Annotated in this window: 10 protein-coding genes; 4 read left to right on the top strand and 6 right to left on the bottom strand. The window is 74.2% G+C overall.

Translation table 11 applies throughout. The features are described from left to right. Nucleotides 1-343 precede the first annotated feature (343 nt). Nucleotides 344-2,902 carry a helicase C-terminal domain-containing protein gene (locus tag ACGFW5_RS35065; protein WP_393838410.1) on the bottom strand — a complete coding sequence of 853 codons (2,559 nt, stop codon included), beginning with the start codon at nt 2,900-2,902 and terminating at the stop codon, nt 344-346. A gap of 168 nt (nt 2,903-3,070) precedes the next feature. Between ACGFW5_RS35065 and ACGFW5_RS35060 the strand changes: the two genes are divergently transcribed. Then, nucleotides 3,071-4,525 (top strand): hypothetical protein, encoded by a 1,455-nt coding sequence (locus tag ACGFW5_RS35060; protein ID WP_393838409.1) that lies wholly within the window; start codon nt 3,071-3,073, stop codon nt 4,523-4,525. Between the two features lie 386 nt (nt 4,526-4,911). Continuing rightward, entirely contained in the window at nt 4,912-5,535 is a 624-nt protein-coding gene (locus ACGFW5_RS35055; RefSeq protein WP_393838408.1) for an HAD family hydrolase, read from the top strand. A 79-nt stretch (nt 5,536-5,614) separates the two neighbouring features. Here the strand turns inward: ACGFW5_RS35055 and ACGFW5_RS35050 are convergent, their stop codons facing one another. Beyond that, nucleotides 5,615-5,902, bottom strand: a complete 288-nt coding sequence (locus ACGFW5_RS35050) for a hypothetical protein (RefSeq protein ID WP_393838411.1) — start codon at nt 5,900-5,902, stop codon at nt 5,615-5,617. 144 nt (nt 5,903-6,046) lie between these two features. On the opposite strand from ACGFW5_RS35050, the gene ACGFW5_RS35045 reads away from it, so the two are divergent. Continuing rightward, the gene (locus ACGFW5_RS35045) at nt 6,047-6,430 is read left to right on the top strand and encodes a cold-shock protein (RefSeq protein ID WP_393838407.1); all 384 of its coding nucleotides are present in this window, start codon (nt 6,047-6,049) and stop codon (nt 6,428-6,430) included. Between the two features lie 70 nt (nt 6,431-6,500). Here the strand turns inward: ACGFW5_RS35045 and ACGFW5_RS35040 are convergent, their stop codons facing one another. The 4 genes from ACGFW5_RS35040 to ACGFW5_RS35025 all read right to left on the bottom strand — a co-directional run bounded on the left by ACGFW5_RS35040 (nt 6,501) and on the right by ACGFW5_RS35025 (nt 10,403). Continuing rightward, a complete protein-coding gene (locus tag ACGFW5_RS35040; protein WP_393838406.1) occupies nt 6,501-7,355 on the bottom strand; it encodes a 1,4-dihydroxy-6-naphthoate synthase in 855 nt (284 codons plus the stop codon). After that, the gene (locus ACGFW5_RS35035; RefSeq protein WP_393838405.1) at nt 7,345-8,127 is read right to left on the bottom strand and encodes a futalosine hydrolase; all 783 of its coding nucleotides are present in this window, start codon (nt 8,125-8,127) and stop codon (nt 7,345-7,347) included. Before ACGFW5_RS35035 ends, ACGFW5_RS35040 begins: the two co-directional genes overlap by 11 nt. 17 nt (nt 8,128-8,144) lie before the next feature. After that, on the bottom strand, nt 8,145-8,642 hold the full coding sequence (locus ACGFW5_RS35030; RefSeq protein WP_393838404.1) for a DUF2771 domain-containing protein: 498 nt from the start codon (nt 8,640-8,642) through the stop codon (nt 8,145-8,147). A 354-nt stretch (nt 8,643-8,996) separates the two neighbouring features. Then, complete coding sequence (locus ACGFW5_RS35025; RefSeq protein WP_393838403.1) at nt 8,997-10,403, bottom strand: MFS transporter; 1,407 nt, start codon at nt 10,401-10,403, stop codon at nt 8,997-8,999. A gap of 320 nt (nt 10,404-10,723) precedes the next feature. Between ACGFW5_RS35025 and ACGFW5_RS35020 the strand changes: the two genes are divergently transcribed. Continuing rightward, a complete protein-coding gene (locus ACGFW5_RS35020) occupies nt 10,724-11,635 on the top strand; it encodes a DUF3027 domain-containing protein (RefSeq protein WP_393838402.1) in 912 nt (303 codons plus the stop codon). Nucleotides 11,636-11,866 lie beyond the last annotated feature (231 nt).

The following is an 11,866-nucleotide window of genomic DNA, read 5'->3' as shown; positions in this document are numbered from 1 at the left end:
AGCCCGTCCGGCGATTGAGGACGAGCGCCGTTCAGGCGCGAACGGGGGTGCAGGGGGCGGAGCCCCCGCATGGGGTCTGGGGCGCAGCCCCAGGGGTCGGCTCGTTCAATGTGCTGTACGGGCGGGTGGGTGGGAAAACGTCCCCGGGGTCTGGGGCGGAGCCCCAGGGAGCCGCACCCCCAAGTAGCCGCACGGGCGGGTGGGTGGGCGAACCCGCCCGGGGTCTGGGGCGGAGCCCCAGGGGGCTGCACCTTCAAGTAGCCGCACGGGATGGGGGTCCCCCCTGCTCCTTAAGAGCTTGGGGGAGGGTGGGCGAACCCCCCCGGGGTTCACCGGCGGAGCCTTACGCGGGGTCTTCGGCCAGTTCGGCTACGCCGGTGATGCGGTGGAGGGGGTACGTGCGGACCTCGTCCGCCGTGTGGTCGTACGCCGTGACGAACCCGCCCTCCACCCGCACCGGCGCGATGACCCGCTGACTGGCGGAGCCCTCCGCGTTGACGTAGCCGATCCACACCGCGGACCCGGTCATCGCCGCCGCCTGCACCGTGGCCAGCGTCTCGGCGGACGAGGTGCGCGGTAGGGCGCCGTCCGCGCGGCCGGATTCCGGCTGGTCCTTGCGGACGACGGTCGCCGCCGTGTCGCCCGCCCGGATCGCCCGCACCGCCGCGTCGAGCAGCGTCTCGTCCGGGTGCGGCGGCCCGTCGGGCACGGGGACGGGGGCCGTGCGGCGCGGGGTGCGGCGGGAGTCGGCGCGGGTGATCAGGACATCGCCCTCGGCGGACTCGGCGGCAGGCGCGTACCCCATCGAGCGCAGCCCCTCCAGGAGCGCGGCCGGCTCGGCCGTCGTGGCGAGGACCGTCGGAGCGAGGCGGCGCAGGTGCAACGGCCGGCTGCGCTTGTCGGCGAGGATTTCGCCCAGCATCGCCTCGTCGTCGCAGCGTACGTACGCCGAAGCGACGCCCACCCTGAGGTGGCCGTGTCTGCGGGCCACGTCGTCGATCAGGTAACTCAGCGGCTGCGGCACCGGCGTACGGCTGTGTTCGGTGAGGAAGGCCTGGAGGTCGGAGGCGGTCTGGCCGGCGTCGAGGGCGCGGCGCACCGAGCCCGCGGTGAAGCGGTAGACCGTGGCGCCGCCCTTGGACTCGATGTCGGCGAGCACCCCGAGCATCGCCGCGAGCGGCCGCCTGAGCGGACCCGGCGCCACCGCCGTCAGGTCGGCCTGGAGCAGTACGTGGTCGACGGGCTCGGGCAGGTGCGGCGCCAGCGCCCGCGCGGCGAGCCGCCCAAGGGCCTCGCGTTCGGCGGCTCCGGATGCGGGGGCCAGGAGCGTACGGCCATGTGTCGTCAGCGCGCCCCGGCCGGTCACGCCCAGCAACTCCGCCTCGGACAGCGTCCACGGGGCCAGGCGTGAGCGCAGGTCGTCGGGGCCGCTGCGGGCCGGATGCTCCCAGCGCAGCCGGGCGAGCAGCGACGCGGGGTCGGGGGAGGCCGCGTCGGGCAGGGTGTCGAGCAGGGACAGGACGCGGTGGCGTACCTCGGGCGCGGGGGAGCGGTCGAGGTCGGGTCCGAGCGCGGAAAGCGTGCGCCCCTTGGCGTCCTGCTCGCCGACGATACCCGCGGTACGGGTGGCGGCCAGCCAGGCCACCGCGAGCCGCGCCCAGCGTTCGGCGGGCGGCAGCTCCAGCCAGTCGTCGTACTCCGGGGTCGGCGCGTACCGCTCGTCCACCTCGCCGTCGGACGCCAACAGGCCTGCCGCGTAAGCGAGTTCGAGCCAGAAGGCGGCGACCGGCTCGGAGACGTCGAGGGCGGTCGCGGTGCGCTTGAGGTCGCGTACGGACAGACCGCCGGCGCGCAGGACCGCGGGGCCGCCCTCGTTCCACTCCGCGAGCAGGTCCTCGACGGTGGTCAGCGCGGTGAACGCCTGGCCCGCGGCCGTCGCGTCCACAACCTGTGGACGGTATTCGCGCAGCGGCACGACAGCCGGCGCCACCGGCTCGGTGGTGCGGTGGGCGCGCCCGGCGCGCAGATGCAGGGCGACCTCGCGCGGCAGCACCACGGTGCGCGCGGAGGCCGGAAGCAGTAGGCCGTGGTCGCGCAGCCAGCGCACCGGCGGCGGCGGATCGGCGGACACCTCTCCGTACGGCGGCCCCCACACCAGACGGTCCAGAACCGTCAACGCGTCGGACGGAGCGGTGTCGAGCAGTTCCCCCATGCGGGTGCGGTCGGTGAAAAGCGCGGTGAGCGCGGCGACGGCCGACACCGGGTCGTGGGTCGCCGGGAGCCCCACCGTCTGAAGGATCTCCTGGACGCGGCCCGGCGACATGCCCGACGTGGCCTCGGCGACGGTCGGGCCCAGGCCCGTGGGGGAGGGGTGGGTGGGGGAGGGCGCGAGCAGTTCGCGGGCGGTACGCACCAGGCGCAGCCGGTCGTCGCCGCCCCAGACCAGGGCCTGCTCGCGCAGCGCCGCGAGCGCGGCGGGCAGCGCCCGTTCGACCTCCGCGTCACCGTCGTCCCCGGCGAGCAAGGCGCGTACCGCCTCGTACGGGGCCGGGTCCGGGGCCACGGCCAGGACCTGCGCGGTCTGGAGGGCGAACGTGTCGAGCCGTTCCAGGGCGCGTACGACGGACGCCCGGGTGCCGGCGCGGGTGGCCAGCTGGGTGAGGTCGCCCGGCACGGGGGAGAGCAGATCGGGCCGGATCCGCAGCAGCGCCGCCAGGGAGTCGTCGGTGCGGGCGCGCAGGGACTCGGCGAGGGTACGGGGTGCCGAGGCGGCGCTGCGGGATGCCGAAACGGAGGCGCGGGATGCCGAAACGGAGGCGCGGGGTGCCGCAGCAGCCCCGCCCGTCGCGCCGGTCGTTCCTTCGGACACGTGCGCCTCCTGATTGCGCTCGCCGGTCCCCATCCGCCCCACGGTAGCCCGTGCGCGCTACCGTCAGGAGCCAGAGCCCGTGTCCGAAACGCGACCGGACCGGCGGACGGTGGCTCTTGGAGAGGTCGGAGGTCCCCCTGCTCCTCGCGGGGCTCGGGGGCGGGCCGGGTCCGTGGAGGGGAAAGCGGAGGGGAAACGCGCGTGGGGATCGAGAGCGACCAGCTGGTCTACGACTACCTGAGCCGGATCGGCGACCTGGCCCAGCAACAGCAGCTGCCTTCCGGGGACCGGATGCGCCTCGTGTCGTCGCTGCGCAACGAGATCGACTCGCAGCGCGCGAAGTCCGGCAACGAGACCCCGGCCACGGTTCGGCGCATCCTCGGGCGGTTCGGGAGCCCGGAGGAAGTGGTGGAGACGGCCACGTCGGGATCCGGCTTCAGGGCCGGGGCGGGTGCGGGGTGGGGGCGGTTCGGGTCCGGGGCGGGGGCCGGGGCGGGACTCGGTTCTGGTTCTGGATCCGGCTCCGGGGCTGGTTCGGGGGCCGGTTCGGGGCCTGGCTCGCCTTCCCGGTTCGGCGCTTCTCCTGGTTCGGGTACGGGAGCGTCGGGTTCGGGGGTGTCGGGTTCGGGATCGTCCGGTTCCGGTTCCGGTTCCGGTTCCGGTTCGGGTTCGGGTTCGGGTCGTTCGGGGTTCGGCTCGGGGGCGAAGGCGAAGCCTCGGTCGAAGTCGGGGCCAGGAGCGAAGTCGGGGACGGGCGGTTCGGGTGCTCGCTCCGGCGCGCGTGGCAGCGGTTCGGGCGGCGCCGGGGCGCGTGGCGGCGGCTCGGGCGCCGGTTCGGCGGGGTTCGCTTCCGGTGCCGGTGGGCCGTACGGGTCGGAGTCCGGGCCGGGCGTGCCGGTCCAGCGTGACCGGCTGTTCCCCGGGCGGGCCAAGCGCGTTCCGCGCCCGCGCCCCGGCACGTCGGACGTGGCTCCGCCCGTGGTGCCGTCGCCGCCGCACCTGGCGGGCATGGACGAACTCGGCACGCAGGGAGTCGAGCCCGACTGGTGGCGGCTCGGGCCCGCGGAGCCCCTGGCGGGGGGCTCGGTCGCGGGATTCGTCGGCGGGGTGGAGATCCCCGACATACTCAAACCGCCCCCTGCGGTGGACGAGGACGAGGACGAAGACGAAGACGAGGAAGAAGGCGGAAACGAGGGGGAGTTCGGGGAAGAGGCGGAGGCCGACGGGGCCGATGGGGAGGGCGCCGATGTCGTCGGCGCCGCACCGGCCCTGCGCAGGCGCCTTCTGCGGCGACGCCGGGTCGAGGCCGGACGGCCCGGTCTGCGCAACCCCCTCCTGCTCCTCGCGGCGGCCCTGTTGGTGGCGGGCGCGGCGTTCGGCCTGTGGTTGGCGCTCGGCGCCGGCTGGCTCCTCGCGTACGCCTCCCGAAGGCTGAGCCGGGCCGAGTCGAAGTGGGCGGTCTTCGGCATGCCGGGGCTGACCCTGCTGGGCGGCCTGGTCTGGCTCTGGGGCCGCCAGAACGGGCGGTGGGGCACGCCGATCGCCGAGGGTGCGATGGGGGATGCGCTGACCGGGATGTGGCCGTGGCTGATCAGGGTGGCGGCGGTGTCGTCGGCGGCGTTCCTGGTGTGGCGGGCGCGGCGGAGCGGGCTGTAGGGCGCCACGGATTCGCGTCGGGCGGGGCGGCACGGCGTGCCGGGTGGTCACGCTGGGCAAGGCCGACCGCCTTGCGCGCGGCGTCGGCGTACCACCGTGCCTCTGCGCCGCTGTGCCTCTGCGTCGGCGTACCGCCGTGTCTTCGTGCCGCCGCCCCGCCGTGCCGCCGCGCCTTCGTACCGCCGTGTCTTCGTGCCGCCGCCCCGCCGTGCCGCCGCGCCTTCGTGCCGCCGTGTCTTCGTCCCGCGGCCCCGCCGTGCCGCCGCGCCTTCGTGCCGGCGTATATCGCCGTACTGCCGTACCGCCGCCCCGCCATATACCCCCCGCGCCGCCCACCGCGGTCCTCCCAGGGCCGGGCGCTGCGTACACCTGGGCACAATGGCCCCATGCCCATAGGCGCCCCCACGGTCGGCTTCGACCTCGACATGACCCTGATCGACTCCCGGCCCGGTATCCGCGCCGTCTACCAGGAGCTTTCCGCCGCGACCGGGACGTACATCGACGCCGACCAGGCCGTCAGCAGGCTCGGTCCGCCCCTCGACTGGGAGCTGCGGCACTGGTTCGCGGAGGAAAAGATTGCCGCGATGGTCCTCGCCTACCGTGAGATCTACCCCACACGCGCGATCCTGCCCACGCCCGCGCTGCCCGGCGCGGCCGACGCGGTGCGGGCGGTGCGGGAGCTCGGCGGGCGGGCCGTCGTCGTCACCGCGAAGAACGCGCCGCAGGCCCGGCTGCACCTCGACCACCTGGGCATCGAGCCGGACGAGGTCGTCGGCGGGCTGTGGGCCGAGGCCAAGGCGACCGCGCTGCGCGCGCACGGAGCCGCGGTGTACGTCGGCGACCACCTCGGCGACGTGCTCGGGGCGCACGCCGCGGGCGCCCTCGCGGTCGCGGTGCCGACCGGCCCGATCGGCGCGGACGAGCTGCGCGCGGCCGGCGCGGACGTCGTCCTTGACGATCTGACGTCATTTCCGGCCTGGTTGAAGGGTTACGTCGCCGAACGCTCTTGACAGCCAGGTCTCGGACTTGCGTACGGGAGGAACCGCTCCGGGGGCGGAACGGGCCGGTCCGGAAGGCCGGGTGCGCGGGTCAGGCGCGAGCCTGGCGGCGCTGCTCCGCGATGGTCAGGAGCACGCCCGCCCCCGCGATCAGGAAGCCGGCGCCCATCAGCATGCAGACCAGGTAGGCGAAGGACGGGAACGGGTCGGTGTGCAGGAACAGCGGCGCCACCGTGACCAGCGTGGCGAGGGCGCCGACGAAGAACACGACGACGCCGACGCGAACCAGCCGATCACCGGTGGTGGGGGCGGAACGGTCGGTCTTGGCCTGGGTTTCGGTACTCACCCCGCCAGGGTAGTTCCCAGCACGTAAGGACAGGCCGGGACGTCTTGTCAGCAGCCCCTGGGCCATTAGCCTTGGTGTCGGCGGGTCGGCAGGCGGCCCGTCGCAGTGCTATCCGGAGCGGTTTTTCGGTTTTTCGGCGCCCCGCACCCAACGACGAGTACGAGGACGAGGACAGACGTGCCCACCGGCAAGGTCAAGTGGTTCAACAGTGAGAAGGGCTTCGGCTTTCTCTCCCGGGACGACGGCGGCGACGTCTTCGTCCACTCCTCCGTGCTCCCCGCCGGGGTCGAAGCACTCAAGCCCGGACAGCGTGTCGAGTTCGGCGTCGTCGCCGGGCAGCGCGGCGACCAGGCCCTTTCCGTCACGGTCCTCGACCCGGCCCCCTCGGTGGCCGCCGCGCAGCGCCGCAAGCCCGACGAACTGGCCTCCATCGTCCAGGACTTGACGACTCTCCTGGAGAACATCACGCCGATGCTGGAGAAGGGCCGCTACCCCGACAAGGCGTCCGGAGGCAAGATCGCCGGCCTGCTGCGCGCGGTCGCCGACCAGTTGGACGTCTGATGCGGGGCCGGCCGGCGTCGGACGGCTGATCCGCCGGACGTCCCCTGGCCGGCGAAGACAGCGCGTCGCGTCAGCCGGCGAAGGACAGCGCGTCGCGGCCGAGGGGCGGAACAAGCCCCTCGGCCGCGGCGCGTGTCAGCAGCCCGCGCACCGCGGCGTAGCCGTCCTCGCCGAGGTCGGCGGTGAACTCGTTCACGTACAGCCCGATGTGCCGGTCGGCCACGGCCGGGTCCATCTCCTGGGCGTGCTCCGTCACATAGGGCCGGGAGGCCTCGGGGTCCTCCCAGGCGAGCCGCACGGAGGCGCGCGCCGAATCGGCGAGCAGGCGCAGCGTGTCGTCGCCCAGCGAGCGCTTGGCGATGATCGCGCCCAGCGGGATGGGCAGACCGGTGGTCGCCTCCCAGTGTTCGCCCATGTCGGCGAGGCAGTGCAGCCCGTAGTTCTGGTAGGTGAACCGGGCCTCGTGGATGACGAGCCCGGCGTCGACCTTGCCGTCACGCACCGCGGGCATGATCTCGTGGAACGGCATGACGACCACCTCGCCGACCCCGCCGGGCACGACCTCCGCGGCCCACAGCCGGAACAGCAGATACGCCGTCGACTTCTCGCTCGGCACCGCGACCGTCCTGCCCGTGAGGTCGCTGCCCTCCTCGCGGGTGAGGACCAGCGGGCCGCAGCCCCGGCCGAGGGCGCCGCCGCAGGGCAACAGGGCGTACTCGTCGAGGACCCACGGCAGCACCGCGTACGACACCTTGAGCACGTCGAACTCGCCGCGCTCGGCCATGCCGTTGGTGATGTCGATGTCCGCGAACGTGACGTCCAGGGCGGGCGCGCCCGGCACCCGGCCGTGCGCCCACGCGTCGAAGACGAACGTGTCGTTCGGGCAGGGAGAGTAGGCGATCTTCAGTGCCGGTTCAGTCGTCATGAGGTGTCCAACTCTCCAGTACGGGCGGGAGCTTCGCGAAGGCGTCGGTGAGGGCGGCCAACGCGTCGCCGATCCGCCAGGCCGAACGGTCGCGCGGGCCGACCTCGTTGGAGATCGCGCGGATTTCCAGGACCGGCAGGCCGAAGACGTCGGCGGTCTCGGCGACACCGAAGCCCTCCATCGCCTCGGCGAGGGCGTGCGGATGGCGGGCCAGGAGTTCGGCGGCGCGCTCGGCGGTGCCGGTGGCGGTGGTCACGGTGAGGACCGGGCCGTGCGCGGCGCCCAGCGCCCGCGTCGCGCGGCGGCCGAGCGAGCTGGGTACGGACAGCTCCTGGCGTCCGAAGCCGAGTTCCCTGACGGGGATGAAGCCCTCGGGCGAGCCGGCGCCCAGGTCGGCCGCGACGATCGTCGAGGACACGACGAGTGAGCCGAGCGGGGCGACGCCGGGGAAGCCGCCGCCGATGCCGGTCGAGACCACCAGGTCGTAACCGGGGCCGGGATTGGAGCCGGGGCCAGGGTTGGAGCCGAGGGCGAGGGCGAGGGCGCGGGCGGTGCCGGCCGCCGCCGCGGCGGGCCCCACCCCCGCCGGGCAGACATGGATCTCGTGTCCCGCGCGGCCGAACCGGGCCGGCGGCGACGGGGTGAATGCGGGCCCGGCGACCAAGGCGTTCCGGGTGTGCTCCTCGCCGGGGTGCTCGTACCCGGCGAGCGCGAGACCGGCGGCGACGGAGTCCGCCTCCGCCGCCACCGCGGTCACGACCAGGACACGCATCAGGCGGGACCCACTCGTCAGGAGTCGCTGCGCTTGAGCGTGAAGCTCCAGACCGACTCGGGCTTGCTGTCCTTGTTGAGCTGGATGATGCTGATCTTCTTCTCCTTCGGCGCGGCACCCTGCCCGCCGGTGGAGAAGACGTCGGCGCCGGGGAAGCTCCGGTACGTCTGCGAGGACGCCTCGGTGATCGGGCTGCCGTCGAGCAGCGCGATCCACTTCTTGCCGTCCTCGACGACCTTGGGCTCGACGCCGAGACGCAGGGTCGCGCCGGGCGCGTAGTCGATCGTCTTGGCGTCCTTGACGCCGCTGAGGCAGCTGGTGAGCTTCTCGTCCGCGAGCGGCTTGCCGTCGGTGCCGCGGCAGGACGCCTCGGTGTCGACGGAGTCGGTGCCGACCGTCACGGTCGCGAGAGGCGTCGGCTTGTCGCAGGCGGAGAGGACGAGGAGTCCTGCGGAGGCGGCGGCGAGTGCGAAGCCGGCCCGGCGGGTCCTACCGGAAGTGAACGCAACGGTCATGGAGCGAAGGCTATCGGTCGCCCCCCGCCAACCCGCGCGGGGGTGTGGCGTGCCGTGTCGGTGTTGACCGGGGGACCCGTGCCGGGTCGGTGTCGGACGGGGGCGTGCCGGGCTGGGGTGGGTGTCGGCCGGGGGCGCGCCGGGCTGGTGGCGGCCGGGGAGCCGTGCTGGGTCGATGGCGGCCGGGGACTCGTGCTGGGTCGGTGTTGGCCGGGGGCCCGTGCTGGGTCGGTGTCGGTCGGGGACTCGTGCTGGGTCGGTGTTGGCCGGGGGCCCGTGCCGGGTTGTTGGCGGCCGCGGGACCTGTGCTGGGCCGGGTCGGCCGGGGGGCGCGGTTGGCCGGGGTGGCGCGGGTCAGGCGACCCGGGCTCGGGGCGCGCTCCGTCGCGCGGCCCCCAGCAGGCCCCGTACCGAGACGACGGCGCCCAGCGCGAGCAGGGCCGCGGCCACCGACATGCCGAGGACCCCGTTCAGCGGCAGCGCCATGCCGATCGCGCCGCCGAGCACCCACGCCACCTGGAGCACCGTCTCCGAGCGGGCGAACGCGGAGGTACGGACCTCCTCCGGCACATCGCGCTGGATCATCGCGTCCAGGGACAGCTTGGCCAGGGCCTGGGTGAGCCCCGCCGTCGCGCCGAGCACGGCCACCATCGGACCGCTGAAGAACGCCGCGGCCAGGGCGGCGACGCCCAGCGCGATCGTCAGCATCGTCACGATCAGGACCTCGGGCCCGCGCGCCCGCAGCAGCGAGCCGACCGCGGTGCCCAGCGCGTTGCCCACACCCGCCGAGACGCCCACGATGCCGAGCGAGACGGCCGCGCTCTGGCCGGCCAGCGGGTGCTCGCGCAGCAGGAACGCCAGGAAGAAGATCAGGAACCCGGAGAGCGCGCGCAGCGCGGCGTTGGCGTACAGGCCGTTCTGCACGGACACGCCGACCGTACGCAGGCCGGGCTTGGGGCCCTCGCGGCGGCCCGGGCGCCGTGCGTCGGAGAGCCGCGCGTCGGACAGCCGCGCCTTGGTCTCGCCCTTCGCCGAGTCGACCTTGTGGGGCAGCGTGAACGCCAGGAAGGTACCCCCGGCGAAGACACAGAACGCCGCATAGAGCGGCCACTCGGGCCCGACGCGGGAGAGCCCCGCGCCGATCGGGGCGGCGGCGCCGGTGGCGAGGAGGCCGGCGAGGGTGACCCGCGAATTCGCCTTCACCAGGGAGAAGCGGGGCGGCAGCAGCCGCGGCACCACGGCGCTTCTCACCACGCCGTACGCCTTCGACGCGACCAGCACGCCCAGCGCCGCGGGATAGAGCTCAAGGCCGCCGGTGGCGACCGCGCCCGACATGGTGAGGGCGAGCAGCGCGCGGGCCAGCATCGCGCCGGCCATCGCGGCGCGGCGGCCGTGCGGCATCCGGTCGAGCAGCGGGCCGATCACGGGCGCCAGGAGAGTGAACGGCGCCATCGTGATCGCGAGGTACAGGGCGACGCGGCCGCGCGCCTGGTCGGTCGGCACGGAGAAGAACACGGTCGAGGCGAGCGCCACGGTGATCAGGACGTCACCCGCGCCGTTCACCGCGTGCAACTCGATCAGTTTGCCGAGCCCCGACTCACCGGCGCCATGCGCATGGGTGGCTTTTCTGATCGAACGCGCCGTCCCCGAGAAGGGAAGGCGCAGGGCGTGACCGACCGCCCGCCCCGCCCTGCGGAGGCGGCCGTACCCGTCCGAAGACCCTGACGACCTCACGGTTGCCACCCCGCCATAGTGCCCCAAGCCCGTCCGACCCGAACCAGGATTCGGACGCGCAGGTGGGCCGGGGGCCCCGAAGGGGGTAGCGTGACAGGCGCGCCGCCCGCGGCTGCCCAAGGCCGCGCGCCTCTCCGTGATCCCGCAGAATGGGTCGCAGAAGGTGCGCCTCCAGGCTCATACGGAGCAGGGGGGACCCCCTTGGTCAGTGAAACTGGACAGCCGCTGGGCAGTTGATCGCCCGGGCGCGGACGTTGACGCGGCCCCCTGGTCCGCTCCGCCCGCCACCCGTACGCATTCGGCTCCCCGGCGCACCCGTGAGACGGCGTAGGAGAGAAGCGAGACCTGTGAGTGCTGCGACGACGCGAAGCCGTACCCCTGACCGCCTGTGCGCCGAGGCGGTCGACCTAGCCCGCGAGGCGGCGGAGGAAGCCGCCGCGCCCGGTGTGGTCGGCGAGCATGTGGGCCTGGAGTCGGAGGGCGACCGGGTCGTCACGCACTTCTTCGAGTGCAAGGAGCTCGGCTACCGGGGCTGGCGCTGGGCGGTGACCGTCGCCCGCGCCTCCCGGGCCAAGCTGATCACCCTCGACGAGACGGTGCTGCTGCCCGGCCCCGACGCCCTCCAGGCCCCCGAATGGGTGCCCTGGAGCGAACGGCTGCGCCCCGGCGACATGGGTCCAGGCGACCTGCTGCCCACCGAGGCCGACGACCTGCGCCTTGAACCCGGCTACACCGGTGAGGACGCGCCGCCGCCCAACGCGGTGGTCTCCGAGGAGATGGCCGAGCGGGTCGAGGCGGAGGACGCCGAGCTGGCCGACCGGGACGCTCCGGCCGGCACCGTGCGCGGCTCCATCGCCTCCGTCGCCGAAGAGCTCGGCATGCGCCGGGCGCGGGTCCTGTCCCGGTACGGGCTGCATGCCGCGGCCGACCGCTGGGAGGAATCCTTCGGCGGCAAGTCCGCGATGGCTCAGGCGGCGCCGGCCTCCTGCGTGTCCTGCGCGTTCCTCGTGCCGATCGCCGGGTCCCTCTCCCAGGCCTTCGGTATCTGCGCCAACGAATTCGGTCCTGCGGACGGGCATGTCGTGGCGCTCGACTACGGGTGCGGTGGGCACTCCGAGGCGGCGGTCATGCCGAAGCCGCCGCGGCCGGCTGCGCCGGTGCTGGATACGGTGGCTCCTGATGTGCTGGCCCTTCGGCCGGGGCGGGGTGGGTCTGTGCCGGATGTCGCGGACGCGACGGAGGATCTGGGCCACTCGTAGCTCCGCCCCGGCCCGGGGGGTTTTCCCACCCGCCCGCCCGTGCGGCTACTTGAGGGTGCAGCCCCCTGGGGCTCCGCCCCAGACCCCGGGGGTTTTTCCCACCCACCCACCCGTGCGGCTACTTGAGAGTGCGGCTCCCTGGGGCTGCGCCCCAGACCCCATGCGGGGGCTCCGCCCCCTGCACCCCCGGTTCGCGCCTGAACGGCGCTCGTCCTCAATCGCCGGACAGGC

This window comes from Streptomyces sp. NPDC048416, assembly GCF_043200435.1.
GTDB lineage: Bacteria > Actinomycetota > Actinomycetes > Streptomycetales > Streptomycetaceae > Streptomyces.
This window is presented reverse-complemented; position numbering and strand designations above follow the sequence as displayed.

What these genes read in the sequence shown, in the direction of transcription:
- ACGFW5_RS35040 (WP_393838406.1), bottom strand. Translation starts at nt 7,355, where the DNA reads ATGACGACTGAACCGGCACTGAAGATCGCCTACTCTCCCTGCCCGAAC.
- ACGFW5_RS35065 (WP_393838410.1), bottom strand. Translation starts at nt 2,902, where the DNA reads ATGGGGACCGGCGAGCGCAATCAGGAGGCGCACGTGTCCGAAGGAACG.
- ACGFW5_RS35055 (WP_393838408.1), top strand. Translation starts at nt 4,912, where the DNA reads ATGCCCATAGGCGCCCCCACGGTCGGCTTCGACCTCGACATGACCCTG.
- ACGFW5_RS35030 (WP_393838404.1), bottom strand. Translation starts at nt 8,642, where the DNA reads ATGACCGTTGCGTTCACTTCCGGTAGGACCCGCCGGGCCGGCTTCGCA.
- ACGFW5_RS35035 (WP_393838405.1), bottom strand. Translation starts at nt 8,127, where the DNA reads ATGCGTGTCCTGGTCGTGACCGCGGTGGCGGCGGAGGCGGACTCCGTC.